This is a genomic window from Thermomonas haemolytica, assembly GCF_004346265.1.
Lineage (GTDB): Bacteria > Pseudomonadota > Gammaproteobacteria > Xanthomonadales > Xanthomonadaceae > Thermomonas > Thermomonas haemolytica.
Genome location: NZ_SMAP01000002.1, coordinates 72,803 through 90,429, shown reverse-complemented (window position 1 = coordinate 90,429; position 17,627 = coordinate 72,803). Strand labels below are relative to the sequence as shown.

Annotated in this window: 19 protein-coding genes; 5 read left to right on the top strand and 14 right to left on the bottom strand. The window is 70.9% G+C overall.

The features are described from left to right. Positions 1 to 25: 25 nt before the first annotated feature. The 9 genes from EDC34_RS03585 to EDC34_RS03550 form a co-directional block, all read right to left on the bottom strand. A complete protein-coding gene (locus tag EDC34_RS03585; RefSeq protein ID WP_425477441.1) occupies positions 26 to 712 on the bottom strand; it encodes a DUF484 family protein in 687 nt (228 codons plus the stop codon). Next, complete coding sequence (gene dapF / locus EDC34_RS03580) at positions 709 to 1,539, bottom strand: diaminopimelate epimerase (RefSeq protein WP_114959508.1); 831 nt, start codon at positions 1,537 to 1,539, stop codon at positions 709 to 711. The genes EDC34_RS03585 and dapF overlap by 4 nt, the downstream gene beginning before the upstream one ends. Positions 1,540 to 1,550: 11 nt before the next feature. Next, on the bottom strand, positions 1,551 to 1,697 hold the full coding sequence (gene lptM / locus EDC34_RS12205; protein WP_165921012.1) for an LPS translocon maturation chaperone LptM: 147 nt from the start codon (positions 1,695 to 1,697) through the stop codon (positions 1,551 to 1,553). Between the two features lie 13 nt (positions 1,698 to 1,710). After that, entirely contained in the window at positions 1,711 to 2,085 is a 375-nt protein-coding gene (locus tag EDC34_RS03575) for a YbaN family protein (RefSeq protein ID WP_114959509.1), read from the bottom strand. A 15-nt stretch (positions 2,086 to 2,100) separates the two neighbouring features. Then, positions 2,101 to 4,209: a S9 family peptidase gene (locus EDC34_RS03570; RefSeq protein ID WP_114959510.1), complete on the bottom strand. Its 2,109-nt coding sequence runs from the start codon at positions 4,207 to 4,209 to the stop codon at positions 2,101 to 2,103. Between the two features lie 50 nt (positions 4,210 to 4,259). Next, on the bottom strand, positions 4,260 to 6,401 hold the full coding sequence (locus EDC34_RS03565) for a prolyl oligopeptidase family serine peptidase (protein WP_114959511.1): 2,142 nt from the start codon (positions 6,399 to 6,401) through the stop codon (positions 4,260 to 4,262). A gap of 68 nt (positions 6,402 to 6,469) precedes the next feature. Then, positions 6,470 to 6,709 (bottom strand): hypothetical protein, encoded by a 240-nt coding sequence (locus EDC34_RS03560; protein WP_240311050.1) that lies wholly within the window; start codon positions 6,707 to 6,709, stop codon positions 6,470 to 6,472. 66 nt (positions 6,710 to 6,775) lie between these two features. Further along, positions 6,776 to 7,687: a patatin-like phospholipase family protein gene (locus tag EDC34_RS03555; RefSeq protein ID WP_114959513.1), complete on the bottom strand. Its 912-nt coding sequence runs from the start codon at positions 7,685 to 7,687 to the stop codon at positions 6,776 to 6,778. Next, positions 7,680 to 8,651 carry a helix-turn-helix transcriptional regulator gene (locus EDC34_RS03550; protein WP_114959514.1) on the bottom strand — a complete coding sequence of 324 codons (972 nt, stop codon included), beginning with the start codon at positions 8,649 to 8,651 and terminating at the stop codon, positions 7,680 to 7,682. The genes EDC34_RS03555 and EDC34_RS03550 overlap by 8 nt, the downstream gene beginning before the upstream one ends. Positions 8,652 to 8,764: 113 nt before the next feature. Between EDC34_RS03550 and EDC34_RS03545 the strand changes: the two genes are divergently transcribed. Further along, complete coding sequence (locus EDC34_RS03545; protein WP_114959515.1) at positions 8,765 to 9,397, top strand: DUF481 domain-containing protein; 633 nt, start codon at positions 8,765 to 8,767, stop codon at positions 9,395 to 9,397. A 35-nt stretch (positions 9,398 to 9,432) separates the two neighbouring features. Here the strand turns inward: EDC34_RS03545 and hemC are convergent, their stop codons facing one another. The 4 genes from hemC to EDC34_RS03525 form a co-directional block, all read right to left on the bottom strand. Further along, positions 9,433 to 10,347 (bottom strand): hydroxymethylbilane synthase, encoded by a 915-nt coding sequence (gene hemC / locus EDC34_RS03540; RefSeq protein WP_114959516.1) that lies wholly within the window; start codon positions 10,345 to 10,347, stop codon positions 9,433 to 9,435. Between the two features lie 34 nt (positions 10,348 to 10,381). After that, complete coding sequence (locus EDC34_RS03535) at positions 10,382 to 11,122, bottom strand: LytR/AlgR family response regulator transcription factor (protein WP_165921011.1); 741 nt, start codon at positions 11,120 to 11,122, stop codon at positions 10,382 to 10,384. A 118-nt stretch (positions 11,123 to 11,240) separates the two neighbouring features. Further along, positions 11,241 to 11,912 carry an alpha/beta hydrolase gene (locus tag EDC34_RS03530; protein WP_114959517.1) on the bottom strand — a complete coding sequence of 224 codons (672 nt, stop codon included), beginning with the start codon at positions 11,910 to 11,912 and terminating at the stop codon, positions 11,241 to 11,243. Between the two features lie 46 nt (positions 11,913 to 11,958). After that, positions 11,959 to 12,675 carry a hypothetical protein gene (locus EDC34_RS03525; protein WP_114959518.1) on the bottom strand — a complete coding sequence of 239 codons (717 nt, stop codon included), beginning with the start codon at positions 12,673 to 12,675 and terminating at the stop codon, positions 11,959 to 11,961. Between the two features lie 146 nt (positions 12,676 to 12,821). Between EDC34_RS03525 and EDC34_RS03520 the strand changes: the two genes are divergently transcribed. Both EDC34_RS03520 and EDC34_RS12435 read left to right on the top strand, forming a co-directional pair. Beyond that, positions 12,822 to 13,514, top strand: a complete 693-nt coding sequence (locus EDC34_RS03520; RefSeq protein WP_114959519.1) for a response regulator transcription factor — start codon at positions 12,822 to 12,824, stop codon at positions 13,512 to 13,514. 1 nt (position 13,515) lies between these two features. Then, the gene (locus EDC34_RS12435; RefSeq protein ID WP_162797672.1) at positions 13,516 to 14,706 is read left to right on the top strand and encodes a sensor histidine kinase; all 1,191 of its coding nucleotides are present in this window, start codon (positions 13,516 to 13,518) and stop codon (positions 14,704 to 14,706) included. A 276-nt stretch (positions 14,707 to 14,982) separates the two neighbouring features. On the opposite strand, the gene EDC34_RS03510 is transcribed toward EDC34_RS12435, so the two are convergent. Beyond that, positions 14,983 to 15,861, bottom strand: a complete 879-nt coding sequence (locus EDC34_RS03510) for a LysR family transcriptional regulator (protein ID WP_114959521.1) — start codon at positions 15,859 to 15,861, stop codon at positions 14,983 to 14,985. A gap of 102 nt (positions 15,862 to 15,963) precedes the next feature. Between EDC34_RS03510 and EDC34_RS03505 the strand changes: the two genes are divergently transcribed. Together EDC34_RS03505 and EDC34_RS03500 are read left to right on the top strand one after the other, a co-directional pair. Then, on the top strand, positions 15,964 to 16,734 hold the full coding sequence (locus EDC34_RS03505) for a type 1 glutamine amidotransferase domain-containing protein (RefSeq protein WP_114959522.1): 771 nt from the start codon (positions 15,964 to 15,966) through the stop codon (positions 16,732 to 16,734). Positions 16,735 to 16,748: 14 nt separating this feature from the next. Next, a complete protein-coding gene (locus EDC34_RS03500) occupies positions 16,749 to 17,612 on the top strand; it encodes an SDR family oxidoreductase (protein WP_114959523.1) in 864 nt (287 codons plus the stop codon). Positions 17,613 to 17,627 lie beyond the last annotated feature (15 nt).

Genomic DNA, 17,627 nt, shown 5'->3' with positions numbered 1-17,627 from the left:
TCCGCGCCTGCGCCGGTGGCGCGGCTCAGCCCTCGAACCGCTGCAGCGCCGTCGCCAGCGCCTCGCCCATCATGCGCAGGAACAGCGTGCCCATGCCCGGGAAGAAACGGTTGGGGTCGAAACTACCCACCGCCACCAGCGCGACCCCGCGCAGCGACAGCAGCACCGAGCTCTGCACCTCGCCCGCGCGCGCGCCGTACAGCAGCGCGTGCTTGTCCGGCTGCAGCCGGCCGCAGACCGGATCGCCGCTGGCCAGCAGGTCGTGGAAGCCGGCCAGGCGCGGATCGTCCTCGGCGATCACCTGCAGCCAGTCGGCCTCCTCCAGCCCGGCCACCGGGCGGAACGCCACGATCCGCACCAGGTCGCTCTGGAAATCCTCGCGCAGGCTGGCCACCAGCGCGCGCAGGGTATCGGCGGCGGTGCGTTGCCTCATCAGGGCCAGGGTCAGCTGGTGGGTGCGCACCGCCAGGCGCTCGTTTTCCTGCGCATTGGCGAACAGCTCGTGCAGGCGGCGGCTCAGCTCGCGGTTCTTGTCGCGCAAGATCTCCAGCTGGTAGCTGGCCAGCGACGCCGCCGGGCCGTTTTCACGTGGCACCACCAGCGCCAGCGCCAGGTCCGGGAACTGTTGCAGGAAGGTGGGATGCCGGCGCAGCCAGGCCGCGACCTGATGCGCGCCCAGCGATTCGGTGATGCCATCGAACTCCTTGCTCACGACCACTCTCCTTCGAATACGAATGCGGCCGGGCCGGCCATCCACAGATGGCCATCGGCGCGGCGCTGGATGCGCAGCACCCCGCCCGGCAGTTCCACCGTCACACCGTCCGCGGCATGCACCTGCCCGCGTCGGTCCAGCACCGCCACCGCCGCGCAGGCGCCGCTGCCGCAGGCCAGGGTCTCGCCGGCGCCGCGCTCGTACACGCGCAGGCGGATGCGATCGGGCGCCAGCACCTGGGCGAAGCCGACGTTGGCCGATTGCGGGAAGGCCGGGTGCCGCTGCAGGGCGGCGCCGAGGCCGGCCACGTCTGCGGTCTCCACCGCGTCCACTTCCAGCAGCGCGTGCGGGTTGCCCATCGACACCGCGCCGATGGCCAGCACGCGGCCGTCCAGCTCCAGCGGGTAGGCATCCTGGGCCTGCACGAAACCGAGCAGCGGAATCTCGGCGGGCGCAAACCGCGGCGCGCCCATGTCGATCACGAAGTCGCCGTCGGCATTGCGCTGCACCGCGTGCGCTCCGGTTGGGCTATCGATGCTGAAGGCGCCCTGCGCTGGCGCTGCGCCCGCGCGCACCAGCCAGGCCGCGACGCAGCGCGCGCCGTTGCCACACTGGCCGGCCACGCTGCCATCCGCATTCCAGATGCGATAGGACGCCACCGCCTGCGCACTGCGCGCCGGCTCGATGGTGAGGAGCTGGTCGCAGCCGATGCCGAAATGGCGGTCGGCGATGCGCGCGCAGTCGGCCGGCGTGGGCGGGGCGCGGCCGTCGCGCAGGTCCAGCACGACGAAGTCGTTGCCGGCGCCGTGCATCTTGCTGAAGCGCATGCCGTCCCCGCTCAGCCCTGCACCGGCGGCGGATCCTGGGCCGGAGTGGCCGGCGGCGCGGCGGGGGCCGGCTTGTCCGGCAGCACCAGCGCGCCCTTGTTGCCGCAGGCAGCGAGCAAGCAGGACGAAAGCAGGAGCAAGGCGAGGCGTCGGATCATGTCCGCAGTGTACTCAGCGCCCGGGCGGCTGTCGCGGCTCCGGGCGGCGCCACAGCCACAGCGCCACCAGCGCCATCACCACGTCCACCGTCGCCGCCATCCAAGGCCGCGGCGCGGTGAACCAGACGCCGATGCCGGAGGCCGCCATCATCACCGTGGCCAGCCACTTGGCGCGGCGGCTCACGGTGCCGTCGCGCTCCCAATCCAGGATCGCGCGGCCGAACTGCGGATGCCGCAGCAGCCAGGCGCGCAGGCGCTGCGAGCCGCGCGCGGCGGCAAAGGCGGAGAGCAGGATGAACGGCACCGTCGGCATCACCGGCAGCAGCGCGCCAATGATGCCCAGCAACAGGCTGGTCCATGCCAGCAGCGCCCACAGCCAGCGCGTCACCGGCCGGCCCCGGCGTCACCCTGCGGCGGCCACATCCAGCTGCTCCAGCAGGAAGGCGTACATCTCGGCCTGCTCGCGGTAGCGGCGGAAGCGCCCGGACTTGCCGCCGTGGCCGGCATCCATGTTGGTACGCAGCACGACGGGCGCACGCGACTGGTTGAGATCGCGCAGACGCGCCACGTACTTGGCCGGCTCCCAGTACTGCACCTGCGAGTCCCACAGCCCGGTGCCGACGAACATCGCCGGGTAGGCCTGCGCGCGCAGGTTGTCGTATGGGGAATAGCCCAGCATGTACTGGTAGTACTCCGGCTGCTCCGGGTTGCCCCACTCGTCGTATTCGTTGGTGGTCAGTGGGATCGATGGATCGAGCATGGTCGTCACCACGTCCACGAACGGCACCTGCGACAGGATCACCCGGTACTTCTCCGGCGCCATGTTCGCGATCGCGCCCATCAACAAGCCGCCGGCGCTGCCGCCGTAGGCGGCCACGCGGTCGGGCGCGGCATAGCCTTCCCGGACCAGGAAGTCGGTGACGTCGATGAAGTCGGTAAAGGTGTTCTGCTTGTTCAGCAGCTTGCCGTCCTCGTACCACGGCCGGCCCAGCTCCTGGCCGCCGCGGATGTGGGCGATGGCATAGGCCATGCCACGGTCGAGCAGGCTGACCACGGTCGGCGAGAACGCCGGGTCCATCGACAGCCCGTAGCTGCCATAGCCGTACTGCAGCAGCGCGGCGCGGCCATCCTTGCGGAAGCCCTTGCGGTACACGATCGAGACCGGGATGCGGGTGCCGTCGCGCGCGCTCGCCCACAGGCGTTCGGTCACGTAGTCGGCTGGATCGTAGCCCGGCACCGGCTGGCGCTTGAGCAGGCGGCGCTCGCCGGTGCGTACGTTCACCTCGTACACCGTGGCCGGGGTGGTGAGCGAGGTGTAGCCGTAGCGCAGCCAGTCGCTGTCGGGCTCGCTGTTGACGTCCAGCCCCATCGAATAGGCCGGCTCGTCGGCGGCGACGGATTCCTCGCGTCCATCGGCATGCAGGAGGCGCAACCGCTCCAGTCCGCCGCGGCGCTCGGCGATCGCGGTGAAATCGGCGAACAGTTCGAAGCCTTCGATGAACACCTGCGGATCGTGCGCGACCCAGTCGCGCCAGTCGCTTCGCGCGGTCGCACCATCGGCGGCGGTGACCAGCTTGAAGTTGGTGGCGCCATCGGCATTGGTGCGGATCACCCAGCGCCCGCCGTGGTGGTCGGCGTCGTATTCCAGCCCGCGCTCGCGTGCGGCCAGCACCGCCAGCGCGTGCGGCGCCTCCAGCGGGGCATAGCGCACCTCGTCGGAGACCGTGCTGCTGGCGTGGATCAGCAGAAAGCGCTCGTCGCGGCTGCGGTCGATGCCGAGGTAGAAGCTGTCGTCCTCCTCTTCGTACAGCAGCGCATCCGTCGCCGGGTCGGTGCCGGCCACGTGCGCCTTCACCCGTACCGTCAGCAGGGTCTCGGGGTCGTTTTCGATGTAGAGCAGGGTGCGCGCATCGGCGGCCCACACCAGGTCCGGCGCGACCCCGGCGACTGCTTCCGGCAGCAGCGTCCCGCTGTCCAGTTCGCGGGTGCGGATGACGTACTGGCGGCGGCCGCTGGTGTCCTCGGTCCAGGCCAGCAGGCGGCCGTCCGGGCTGACCTCGTAGCTGCCGATGCTGAAATAGGCATGCCCGGCGGCGAGCGCGTTCACGTCCAGCAACACTTGCTCGCCGCTGAAGTCGCCGGCGGCGTTGGCGGCCAGGATGCTCGCGGCGTCCACGCCCGGCGCATCGGCGCGGCGGGCGTGGATCGGGTAGTCCTTGCCCGCCTCGAAGCGGGCGTAGTACCACCAGCCATGTTCGCGGAACGGCACGCTGGCGTCATCCTGCTGGATGCGCCCAGTGAATTCGGCGTACAGCGTCTCCTGCAGTGGCGCTAGCGGCGCCAGCACGGCGTCGGCATAGGCATTTTCGGCCTGCAGATAGCCCAGCACGGCAGGATCGCTGCGGGTGTCGTCGCGCAGCCAGTAATACGGGTCGTGGCGGGTGGCGCCGAACGGGGCGGTGACCACGTGCGGGCGCTGCGGGGCATCGGGGGGAAGGACGGTGTCGGGCATCGGGTCAGTCAGGCGATCCAGAGGATGGGGCTGGGGCGGCAAGGGGCGGATCAGCGTGCCAGCTGCTGCCACAGGAAGGTATAGGCCAGCGCGGCCATGTGCGCGGCCTGCGCGTTGTCGGCGGCGCCGCCGTGCCCGCCCTCGATGTTCTCGTAGTAGTGCACGTCCTTCCCGGCCGCTTCCATCTTGGCCATCATCTTGCGTGCATGCCCCGGGTGCACGCGGTCGTCCTTGGTCGAAGTCAGAAACAGCGTCGGCGGATAGCGACGCGCCGGGTCGAACAGGTGGTAGGGGCTGAAGGTCTGGATGAAGGCCCAGTCGTCGGTGTCGGGGTTGCCGTATTCGGCCATCCACGAGGCGCCGGCCAGCAGGTGGCTGTAGCGCTTCATGTCCAGCAGCGGCACCTGCACCACGATCGCGCCGAACTTGTCCGGGTACTGGGTGAGCATGTTGCCCATCAGCAACCCGCCGTTGCTGCCGCCCATCGCGCCCAGGTGCGCTGGCGAGGTGATGTTGCGCGCGACGAGGTCGTCTGCGACCGCGGCGAAGTCCTCGTAGGCCTTGTGACGGTTGGCCTTGAGCGCGGCCTGGTGCCAGCGCGGGCCGTATTCGCCGCCGCCGCGGATGTTGGCCAGCACGTACACCCCGCCTTTCTCCAGCCAGCCCTTGCCGAGTGCGCCGGAATAGGTGGGCGTCATCGACACCTCGAAGCCGCCGTAGCCGTACAGCAGGGTCGGTGCCTTGCCGTCGAACGCAAGGTCCCTCGGCCGTACCAGGAAGTAGGGCACGCGGGTGCCGTCCTTGCTGGTGGCGAAGTGCTGCTCGATCACGTCGCGGCTGGCGTCGAAGAAGACGGGATTGGACTTGAGCACCTCGGGCGCCTTGCCGATCTCGGCCAGCGCCAGGCTGGTGGGGGTGAGGAAGTCGGTGGTGGTCAGCCACACCGCGTTGCTTTCATCCGGATCGACCGCGCTCACGCTCACGCTGCCGATCGCCGGCGCGCCGACGAAGGGCGCGCGCACCCAGCCATCCTTGCCCGGGGTGAGCACGGTCAGGCGGTTTTTCACGTCTTCCATCACGTTCAGGACCAGATGGTCGCGGGTCCACGCATAGCCGGCCAGCGAGGACTTGTCGGTCGGTTCGAACAGCGCGGTGAAGTCGCGCTTGCCGGCCAGGAAATCATCGAAGCGGGTGGCGATCAGCGCGCCGGCCGGATAGGTCTTGCCGCCGGCGGTGTAGGGCTCGCGCAGTTCCAGAAGCAGCCAGTCCTTGTGCACGTTCTTCTGCGCGCTGTTGGGCGCGTCGATCCTGATCAGGCTGCCGTCTTTGTTGGCCGCTCCTGCGCATCCTGCGCCCGCGGCACTCGCACATCCATGTGCGTCGCGCAGGTACAGCTCGTCGTTGTAGAAAGCCAGGGTGCGGCTGACGAAATCGCGCGCATAGCCGGGGGTGTGGTCGCGCAGGGCCGCGATGTACATGTCGTCCGGCTTGCCCTCGTACACGACGCTGGCCGCAGACAGCGGGGTGCCGCGCCGCCACTGCTTGACGATGCGCGGATAGCCGGAGCTAGTGAGGCTGCCGGGGCCGAAGTCGGTGTACACGTACACGGTGTCCTCGTCGATCCACGCCAGCCCGCCCTTGGCCTCCGGGCGGAAGAAGCCGTCCTTGACGAACTGCTTGGTGGCAAGGTCGAACTCGCGGGTGACATCCGCATCCGAGCCGCCGGGCGAGAGCGCGATCAGGCAGCGCTCGTATTTGGGCCGCAGGCAGTCGGCGCCATGCCAGACCCACTGGGTGCCTTCGGCCGCATTCAGCGCGTCGAGGTCGAGCACCGTTTCCCAGCGCGGCGCGGGCTTGCGGTATTCCGCGAGCGTGGTGCGCCGCCACACCCCACGCGGATGCTGGGCGTCCTTCCAGAAGTTGTAGTAGTAATCGCCGATCTTTTCGACCGCGGGAATCTTGGCCTCGGAATCGAGGATCGCGCGGATCTGCCCCTCCAGCGTCTTGAATTCCGGAGTGTTGGCGACCTCGGCTTCGGTCCGGGCATTGTGTGCACGCACCCAGTCCAGTGCTTTCTCGCCCTGCACGTCTTCCAGCCAGGCGTAGGGATCGCCGTCGGGCGCGTTCTGGGCGGGGGCGGCGCCGGCGAGGGCGAGGCCGGCGATCAGGGCGGCGTGGGGCAGCTGGGACATGGCGGGCTCCGGGGGATCGTGGACCCGGAACGCTAGCACAGGCCCGAGAGGCCGCCGATGGACGAAGGTCAGGCCCGGCGCGCCACCCGCCGCGCCTGCGCGCGCCGCCGCCGCGGCAGGCGCAAGGCGACCGCAGGCAGCGGGAACCGGCGCAGGCTCCACCACGCCGCCAGCGGCATCCCCAGCAGCCACAGCGGCAGCCAGCCCAGCAGCGTGCTGCTGCCGCGCGCGGCGGGAATGAGCAGCACGGCGAGGGCGCCGAGGGTGACCAGGTGGCGCAGCAGGCGGTCAAGGTCTTGGCGGGTCATGACGGCAACTCCATCGGGGCGATGGCGGCCAGCTTCCCGCGCCCGCATCTCACAGGTTGCGACGCTTCAGAACCCCGCCGCATCCAGCGCCGCCTTGGCGGCGCGGCGGCCGATCGCGATCAACTCCGCAGCGCGCCAGAACTCATAGAACAGGCAGGCATCGCGCGGGATCTGGATCAGCAGGTCGGGCGGATCCAGCGCCAGCTGCACGCGGGTGATGCGTGCTTGCATGGTGTCCATCGTGCGCGAGATCACTTCGACCAGATTCAGATTGTCTTGGCTCAACAGCGTGCCAAGGGAGTAGGGTTTCGCCCGGCGGCCGTACGGGCCGGTTCCCGCCGTTCGCAAGCTGGCGTCCGTTTCGCGCAAGGGAAGAGTGTCCCGGTGCGCGGACGCGCTGCCATTGATGTCCACCGCAATCACCCGGTGGCGGCTAGCCAGGCGGGTGGCGGTGATCGGCAGGGGCGAGAGCAGGCCGCCATCCACCAGCGCCATCTCGCCCACCATCAGCGGGGTGAAGATGCCCGGGATCGCGAACGAGGCGCGCAGTGCGTCCCACAGGTCGCCGCGCCGCAGCCAGATTTCGCGCTGCCGGTGCAGATCCACCGCGACCGCAGTGAAGTCGATCGGCAGCTCCTCGATCCGCGGCTCGCCAATCACCTCGCGCAGGGCGCGCACCAGCCGGTTGCCGGTGAACATCGCCGGCCGCCCGAGGCCGGGATCGAGCAGGCGCAGCATCTGGTTGCGCGATGTGTTCAACATCCAGTCGCGCAGCTCGTCGAGCTTGCCGGCGGCGAACGCACCGCCCACCAGCGCGCCACAGGAAGTGCCGGCGACCGCTTCCACATACAGGCCGCGCTCTTGCAACACTTCGATCACGCCGATATGGGCCAGCCCGCGCGCGCCGCCGCCGCCCAGCGCCAGGGTGATTGCTGGATGGGATGTCTCGGAAGTTGCCGCCGAGGTGGTGTCAGTCATCTTGATAGTTCGCCAGTGCCAGTTGCAGGTGTGCGCGCAGCTGCTCGCGCAGCGCCAGTGGCTCCACGATCTCGGCGTCGGCGCCGTACTGCAGTACGTCCATCAGCAGTTCGCGCGGCACCGAATACGGCAGCTTCAGCTCGTAGCGGCCGTCCGGCAGGAAGCGGCCCTGCTGCTGCGAATGCCAGCGTTCGTCGGCCACCCAGCGCGCGGCCTTGGCCGAGAAGCGGATAGTGGCCCAGCCCTTGGGGCTGCCGGCGAAGATGCCGTAGCTGCCGGCCAGGTGCGCATCCAGCGCCGCCTCGTCCACGTCGCGCGCGGCAGCATCCAGCAGGCGCGCGCCACCGATGCGGTCGATCGAGAAGCTGCGCAGCGCCTCGCGGTCCTCGTCCCAGGCGTCGAGGTACCAGTTGTCGCGGTAATGGGTGAGGCGCTGCGGGCTGACCGTGCGCCGGGTCTTCTCGTCGGTGGTGCGCGCGCGGTAGTCGAATGCCAGCTGGCGGCGGTCGAGCACCGCCGAGGCGACGATCCGGAACACGTGCTCGTCCATCCGGCGCCCGCGGTGCGGCAGTACCCGCACCCGCTCCAGCGGCCAGCGCTTGCCGCCGGACTGCGCGTCCAGCAGCTTCTCCACCCGCTGCTGCAACGGCGCCAGCGCCGACGACAGCATCCCGCCGCTGCTGCGCGCCAGCAGCTGCTGCGCGGCCAGCAGCGCGTGCAGCTCCTCCGAGCTCAGCCACAACCCCGGCAGCTCGAAGCGCTCGGCCTCGGCCTTGTCGTAGTGGAAGCCGGCCTCGCCGTCGCCCACTACCGGGGCCATCAGCGCATCGCGCAGAAAGGCGATGTCGCGGTATACGGTGGCGCGCGAGCAGCCCAGTTCGTCCTGCAGGTGGGCGACGGTCACCGGCCGGCGTGCGGCGCGCAGGTGGCGATCCAGAGCAATGATGCGTTCATAGCGGTCCATGCCCGGATTATGCGGCAGCCGCCCGTGTGCCCGACGTCCACGCCCCGCGTTCATCGGCGGCAGGCGCCGGATTCGCTAGACTCCCCCTCGAGCCCCTCCCGAACGCGCCGCCGATGCTGCCCCTGCTGTGGCTGGTGCTGGCCGCACCGCCGACCGCCCTCGCCGTTCCCCCGTTGCCGGTGCTGCAGCCGGAGGTGGTGCAGCGCCTGCTGGATCCGCCGCGCTGCCTGGCCGCGCGCTGCGCCAACGGGGAATGGGTGGTGGAGGCGATGCCGGCGATCCCGCTGGGCCAGCGCCGGGTCGGGCCGGACGACCTGCCCGGCGGCGGTGGCCGCCTGCGCGTGCCCGGCGCCACCCGCGACTGGGTGAAGGCGCAGGGCAGCAATGCGCGGGTGGGCATGCAGTACGGCCTGCAGGCGCTGCAGACCCGCGACACCAGCGTGAAGCTGTCGGTGGACACCGGCTACCGCCTGAAGCCCTATGCCGACGACGGCATCGCCGGCACCGGCCCGATCGTGCGCGGCCAGCTGGAGTGGAACCAGGCGCTGGGGCGGCATGCGCGGCTGTCGCAGGTGACCCGGCTGGAAACCGGCCAGCACGGCGCGTTCCTGCGCAACAGCCTGCTGCTGAACGTGCAGCTGCAGCCGGCGCTGACCCTGAGTTCCGGGGTCGAGATGCGGCGCGACCGCGACCTGGCCGGGCGCGACCAGACCGACGCCACCGTGAAGCTGAAGTACGCGTTCTGACGCCGGCGTCGTGGCCGCGCCGGTCTCGGCCGGTTTCAGCCGGCGTCGAGCAGGGCGCGCGCGCCCTGCGCCAGCAGTGCCTGCGCCACCGCCTGCCCGAGCGCCTCCGGCGCGTCCGCCGCGCCTTCCGCCTGCGCCCGCACCCGGCGGCCATCGCCGGCGCTGCCGACCAGCCCTTGCAGGCGCAGGCGCGTGCCGTCCAGGGTGGCCAGCGCCGCCACCGGCACGTGGCAGCTGCCGTGCAGGGCGCGGTTCATCGCGCGCTCGGCCTCCACGCAGGTGCGGGTGGCGGGATCGTCCAGCGCCGCGCACAGCGCGCGGGTGGCGGGATCGTCGCTGCGGCATTCGATCGCGATCGCGCCCTGCGCCGGCGCCGGCAGCCAGTCCGGCGCGTCCAGCCGCGCGCGCACGCGCGCGCCCAGCCCCAGCCGTTCCAGCCCTGCGCAGGCCAGCACGATCGCGTCGTACTCGCCGGCGTCGAGCTTGGCCAGGCGGGTGTTCACGTTGCCGCGCAGGTCGCGCAGGTCGAGGTCGGGCCGCAGCGCACGCAGCTGCGCCTGCCGGCGCAGCGAGGAGGTGCCGACCCGCGCGCCCGGCGGCAGCGCCGCCAGGTCCGCGAAGCGCGGGCTGACGAAGGCATCGGCCGGGTCGTGGCGGGCGAGGATCGCGCCCAGCGCGAAGCCCGGTTCCAGTTCCATCGGCACGTCCTTGAGCGAATGCACGGCGCAGTCGGCATCAAAGCGCTGCATCGCCAGTTCCAGTTCCTTCAGGAACAGGCCCTTGCCGCCGATCGCCGCCAGCGAGCGGTCGAGGATCTCGTCGCCGCGGGTGCTCAGTGGCACCAGTTCGACCGCAAGGCCGGGGTGCGCTTGCCGCAGGCGGGCGGCGACGTGCTCGGTTTGCCACAGGGCGAGCGGGCTCTTGCGGGTGGCGATGCGCAGGCGGGTCATGCGCGGATTATCGCCGTTCCGTGGCCGCGGCGGCTCAGGCAAGCTGCAGCGTCTCGCGCAGCTGCGGCAGGCAGCGGCGGCTGACGTCGAGCGGCTGCGCCACGTCGCGCAGCACCGCCTGCACGTGGCCATCCGGCGTGCGCCGCAGCTCTATCAGCTGTGCGCGCGCCACCAGGCAGTTGCGGTGGATGCGCACGAAGCGGTCGGCGAACTCGGTTTCCAGCGCCTTCAGCGGCTCTTCGATCAGGTCCTCACCGCGGGCGTGGTGCACCACCACGTATTTCTCGTCGGCCTGCAGGTAGCGGATGTCCTCCAGCGGGATCCGCCGCAGGCTGCCGCGCAGGCGCGCGCACAGGTGGTCGCGTCCGGGGGGTGTGCCGGCACCGCCGTCATCGCGCCCGGCGAGGAAGGTGCGCGCCTTGTCCAGCGCCTGCGCCAGGCGCTCGGCGCGCACCGGCTTGACCAGGTAATCCAGCGCCTGCGCCTCGAACGCGGACAGCGCGTGCGCGTCGAACGCGGTGCAGAACACCACCGCCGGCTGCGGCCGGCACGCCGCCAGCCGGTGCGCGGCCTGCATTCCGTCCAGGCCCGGCATCGCGATGTCCAGCAGCACCAGGTCCGGATGCAGGCGCTGGCAGGCCTCCAGCGCGGCCTGCCCATCGCCTGCCTCGCCGGCCACCTGCACCCCGGGCTGGGCGTCCAGCAGCGCGCGCAAGCGGGTGCGCGCCAGCGGTTCGTCATCGACGATCAACACCTGCAGCGGTCGCGTGGCCATCCGCCCTCCCTCCGACGCCGGTTTCCGCCTTCGCCGCGATGGTAGCCGCGGCGCGGCGCGTGCGTCATCCCGGGACGCACGCGGGCCTCGTCGTGCGCGCACGCCCCGGTTGCCAAGCTCAGTCTGCGCCGAAGCGCGCCGTCATCCAGTCGCCAAGGTCGGCGATCTCCTCCGCGCACACCGCGTGCTGCATCGGGTAGCGGCGCAGCGTGGTGTCGAAGCCGAACCCGCGCAGCAGCTCCGCCGCGGCCTCGCCGGCGGCCAGCGGCACCACCGGGTCGAACACCCCGTGTGCCATGAACAATGGCTGAGATACGGCCTGCGGCTGCAGGCGTTCGCGCGCGGTCTGCGCCGGCAGCGGCAGGTAGGTGGACAGCGCGACCAGCCCGGCCAGCGGCACCTGCCGCGCCAGTCCGGCCGCCAGGGTGACCGCGCCACCCTGCGAAAACCCGGCCAGCAGCAGCCGCTGCGGCGGGATGCCGCGCGCGGCTTCGCGGGCGATCAGGGCCTCGACCTGCGCGATCGATTCGTCCACGCCGGCGAGATCGGCGCGCTGGGCGAGGTCGAGGTCGCGGATGTCGTACCAGGCGCGCATGCGCATGCCGCCGTTGATCGTCACCGCGCGCAGCGGCGCATGCGGGAACACGAAGCGCAGCGGCGGCCAGCCGGCGCGCACCAGCTCCGGCACGATCGGCGCGAAGTCGTGGCCGTCGGCGCCCAGCCCGTGCAGCCACAGCACGGCCCACTGCGGATCGGGCGCGGTTTCGTGTTCGACGGTGTCCAGCAGCATGCGCGGTTCCTGCGATCGGGGCCGCGCCATTATGCCGGCGCGGCCTTCAGCCGGCGGGCGCCGCCAGCAGCGCGGCGGTGTCCAGCAGGCGCACGCCGGGCGTCTTCGCCAGCGCCGCGCGCAGCCAGTAGCCGTGCTCGGCGCCGGCCAGGACCACGATCCGCTTGCCCGGGTTCTCGCGCGCGGCGCGCGCGATGGTGGCGAGGAATTCGCCGTTCCATGCCTCCCAGCCGGTGGCCTCGCCGGGGCCCACCAGCCCGGCCTGCAGCGCATGCTTGGCGCGCATCTGCGTATCGGTGACCGCGTCGTTGACCCGCGCCGGGCTGGTCCAGTAGGCGCGCAGCGCCGCGTACAGCGCCTCGCCGTGGGCCGAGAACGCGGCGGCGGCCTGCGGCTGGCCCTCCGCGAACGCGCGGTTGGCGGCCAGGTACGGCTGCAGGATGGCCTCGTAGCGCGGCGAGGCCGGCTCCATCGGATACACCCGGTAGTGGCGGGCGTCGATCAGCGGATACACCGTGCCCGGGTATTCCACCTTGTTGGGCTCCGGCGCGCGCGCGGCGTAGTGGTCGGGCCGCACCTCGATGCAGAGCACGTCCGGCGCCAGGCGTTCGATCGCCTGCGCCAGCGCGGCCTGCGGATACGCCGGCACCTGCGCGTGCATCTGGTGCAGGGTCACCAGCACCGCGACGTCGGCCGGGGCGGGACGGGCGGCCTGCGCCAGCGGCAGGCAGCAGGACAGCAGCAGGGCGAGCAGGCGGCGCATGGGCGGGGTCCGGGGCGGGCGTGCCCTCGAGCATGCGCCCGCGTGGCGGCGTTCGCCAGCGCCGGAAGTCATCGTCAGCGCGGATCGCTGCGAATCACCGGCACCGGCGCAGTAAGCTTGCAGGCGTGTCCCAGGCCCCGCCGTCCATGTCCGATTCCCGTCCGCCTGCCGCGCGCATCCTGCTGATCGAGGACCAGCACGACATCGCCGCCAGCATCTGGGATTTCCTGGAGCGGCGCGGCTACGCGATGGACCACTGCGCCGACGGCGCGTCCGGGCTGGCGCGTGCGCTGCGCGGCGAAGCCGACGTGATCGTGCTCGACCTCGGGCTGCCGCGGCTGGACGGGCTGGCCCTGTGCCGGCGCCTGCGCGATGCCGGGCACGGGGTGCCGGTACTGATGCTGACCGCGCGCGACACCCTCGACGACAAGCTGCGCGGCTTCGCCGAGGGCGCCGACGACTATCTGGTGAAGCCGTTCGCGATGCCCGAGCTGGAGGCGCGCATCCGCGCCCTGCGCCGGCGCGCGCAGCCGCTGCCGGAGGCGCTGCCGGCGTTCGCCGGGCTGTCCTACGACCCGCGCAGCCTGACCGCGCAGCGCGAGGGCCGGCGGATCCCGCTGACCCGGCTGCAGGGCGCGCTGCTGCAGGCGCTGCTGCGCGAGGCGCCGCGCATCGTCAGCCACGCCGCCCTGATCGAGAGCGCCTGGCGCGGCGGCGCCGACGTGGCCGCGCTGCAGACCCAGGTGTACGAACTGCGCAATGCGATCGACAAACCGTTCGCGCGGCCACTGCTGCACGCGGTGCGCGGGGTCGGCTATCGCCTGGCAGAGCTGGAATGAGATGAGGTGGCGGCTGCCATTGCGCTGGCGCTTCGCGCTGCTGGCCACCCTGCTGGGGCTGCTGCTGTCGGGGCTGGCGGCGCTGGTGCTGATGCGCGCGGCCTATGACGACGAATACATCGTCTCGCGCGAGATCCTGCGCGGCCAGGCCGAGGACTACGGCCGCCGGCTGGCGCAGGGGCAATCGGTGCAGCTGCCGCAGACCCAGCGCCTGCGCGGCTATCGCCTGCACGACCCGGCGTTGCCGCACGCCTATGCCGGCTTTCCACTCGGCGTGCACGAAGATCCGGCAGATCCGGATACCCACGTCGGCGTGTTCGATACCGCGGCCGGGCGCCTGGTGTTCGTGATCGACCTCGGCGACATCGAGGCGATGGAGCGCCACATGCGCCTGCTGATGGGGCTGATCATCGGCTTCGGCGCGCTCTTGTCGGGCTGGTTGGGCTGGGTGTTCTCGGGGATCGCGTTGCGCCCGCTGCAGGCACTGGCGCGCGCGGTGGACGCGCTGCCCGCGCAGCCGCAGCCGACCCGCCTGGCGGATGCCCTCAGCCACGATGCGCTGGGCCGGCTGGCGGACGCCATCGACCGCTACCAGGCGCGGCTGGTGGCGGCGGACGCGCGCGAGCAGGCGTTCCTGGCCGACGCCAGCCACGAACTGCGCACCCCGCTGGCGGTGGTGCAGGGCGCGCTGGACGTGCTGCAGGACGATCCGGCCACCTCGCCCGCGCAGCAGGCGCGGCTGGCGCGGCTGGCACGCGGCGCGGCGGACATGCGCCGGCTGCTGGAGGCGATGCTGGCGGCGGCGCGACGCAAGCCGCTGCGCGGCGAACGGGTGGCGGCCGCGGCCCTGCTGCGGCAGGCGGCCGACGCCGCGCTGGCCGGCCGCCCCGGGCCGACGCTGGAACTCCAGGCCGATGGCGAGCTCGAGGCCGCCCCGGCCGAGGCCCTGTTGCTGCTGGCCGGCGTGCTGCGCCCGCTGGCGCAGGCGGACGGCGGCGGCGTGCTGCGCCTGCACTGGCAGGCCCCGCGCTTCCTGCTGCAGCGCGAAGCCGCCGACACCGGCATCGCTCCTGCCGCGCGGGCCGACACCGGCACCGGCTCGGCCCTGCTCGACCGCCTCGCGCAGCGGCTCGGCTGGCAGGTGCGTTGGGAAGATGCCTGGCGGGTGGTGGTGGTTACCGGCCCGGGGTGAGGCGGTGGCGGATGGTGGGCCCACCAAGACTCGAACCTGGAACCAAGAGAGTGTGAGTTCGTCGCCAACGTGCCATGCGCGTGCACACGGCAGGAGAAGCCCAAAATCTGCTTTGGGGTCCGCGCTTGAGGCGTCAACGCGGGTTGTTTTGGTGCAACGCGGCCGCTTCACCCAAGGCGAAGCGCGTTGTCCGCTGATCCGGGCATTGCAGGAGACGTGACTGCGCAACGCGTGCGCCTTATCTGCTGCCGTTTGAAATTTCGCGGGCAGATCGGTCTAAAGCTCGGCCTGTGATGCAAGGTCGATGAAGGCCCTCACCTTGGGGGTCAGGTATCGGGCGCTGGCAAACACGGCGTGTACGGGAACCGTCGGCAATGACCAGTCGATCAGGACGCGGCGCAACTGCCCGGCCTCCACTGCGGCGTCGGCGACCAGCACCGGCAGTTGCGCGATGCCCAACCCCGCCACCGCCGCATCGCGCACGGCGAACACGTTATTGGCCTTGAGCCGGGGTTGCACGGTCACGCGCTCGAGCGCGTGACCGCGTGAAAGCGACCACGTCGCCTGATGGCTGCCGCCTGAGAAAGCCAGCGTCTCGTGGCTGGCGAGATCGTTCGGCTGAGCCGGGGCCGAGCGCCGGGCCAGGTAGTCGGGCGCTGCATAGAGGCCGTAGCTCAGCTCGCCCAGTTTGCGCGCGGTGAGCGTGGAGTCGGCCAGCGGCCCGACGCGGATGGCCAGGTCGAAGCCTTCGTGCACGATGTCCACCAGACGGCTCGTGAAGTCGGCATCGATCCGCACCTGCGGGTATCGCCCCAGGTAGTCACGAATCCAAGCGCTCACCGCCATCATGCCGAACTCCACGCCACAGGTGAGCTTGAGCACGCCGCGCGGCTCGCCCTGCGCCTTTTGCACGGCGCGCTCGGCATCCTCGACCGAGGCCAGGATGCCGACGGCGCGTTCGAAAAACTCGCGTCCGATCTCGGTCAGTGACAGCGAGCGCGTCGTGCGCTCCAGCAGCCGCGCACCCAGTTCCTTCTCGAGTTGGGCCACCACGCGGGACAGATAGGCCTTCTGCGTGTTCAGCGCCTCGGCCGCGCGCGTGAAGCTGCCGGTCTGCACGACCTTGACGAAGGCGCGAAGTGCGGCGAGTTCCATTGTTGTCGATAAAGGCAACGGATAGTCATATTAGAAGGTATTTTTCTCCATTCGGGCAAGACTCACACTCCCGCCCATCGTCAACGAAGCCGGGAGCACCAGATGAGCTTGAAAGACCCCAACGTGTTGAACCCCAGCGCAAAAAAGCGTGTGGCCATCGTGATTGCCAACCCGGCCGTGTCCACCACCACCGGCTGGCCCGTGGGCTTCTGGTGGAGCGAGCTGACCCATCCGTACCACGTCTTCACCGAGGCCGGCTACGAGGTCGAGGTGTTCAGCCCCAACGGCGGCAAGTGCGAGGCCGACGCCATGAGCGATCCGAACGACGCCAGCGGCTACAGCAAGACCGACCTGATCAGCCAAGGCTTCATCCACACGCCCGAACTCAAGGCGCTGGTCGACAACACCAAGAAGGTGACCGACATCGACGTGGCGCGCTTCGACGCCATCGTCGTAGCCGGCGGCCAGTCGCCGATGTTCACCTTCGAGAAAGCCAGCGACCTGCACGCCAAGTTCGCCGCGTTCCATGCCGCCGGCAAGGTCGCGGCCGCGCTGTGCCACGGCGTGGCCATCCTCGCCTACGTGAAGGACGCGCAGGGCGAGTACCTGGCGCGCGGCAAGACCGTCACCGGTTTCGCCAACTGCGAGGAGGACTTCGCCGACAACGCGGTGTGGGACTACGGCCTGCTGCCGCGCGACAAGCACGTGATGCCCTGGCGCATCGAGGACCGCATGAAGGAAATCGGCGCGAACTACGTGCAGGCCGGTCTGTGGCGGGGCTTTGCGGTGCGCGACGGCAACCTGATCACCGGGCAGCAGAACTTCTCCGGCGAGGAGACGGCGCGGCTCGTGGTCGAGGCGCTGGGGCGGTGAAAGAGGTGCGCGTCATGAAAGAACTTCCCACCATCCTCGCCACGGGCGCGACAGGCAACATCGGCCGTACCTTGATCGAGTACTTGCAGAAGGCGCCGTCCACAGCCTCTGTGATCGCGGCATCGCCATCGGGTCAGCCCGTGGCCGGCGCCCCGGGCCGGGCATTGAACCTGCTCGACGCGCATTCCGCCCGGGCCGCCATGCAGGGCGTCGAATGCCTGTTCCTGCTGACCCCGGCGCACCCGGAGATGGAGGCCATGACCGCCCATGCGGTGCGCGCGGCACAGGCCGCCGGCGTGCAGCACATCGTGCGCATCTCGGGCGCGGGTGCCGATCCCAAATCGGATATCGCCATCGCCCAGCTGCAAGGGCGGTGCGACCAGATCGTCATCGACTCGGGCATCGCCTACACGCTGCTGCGGCCGAAGAACTTTATGCAGAACTTCACGACCTTCCTGCGCGACATGATCCGCAGCGGCACGGTGTACTCCTCGCAGGGCGATGGCCGCGTGCCGTTCATCGATGCGCGCGACATCGCCGCAGTGGCCGCTCGCGTCCTGCTGGAGCCGATGGCGCATGCGGGCAAGGTCTACACCCTCACGGGCCCGCAGGCACTCACCAATGCCGAAGCGCTGGCGGTGATCGCCGAGCACATCGGCCGACCGATTGAGCTGGTGGCCATCAGCGAAGAACAGGCCGTCGTCGGCATGCGCCAGGCCGGAATGCCGGAGCCCTTGGTGCAAGCCATGTCCAGCCTCAACCGCATCATCGCAGCCGGCTGGGTGGCCGAGGTGACCGACGATGTGCCGCGCCTGCTTGGTCGGCCGGCGACCGCCTGGCCGGACTTCGTGGCCGAGCACCGCCACGTCTGGCAATGACCATGTACAGGAGCA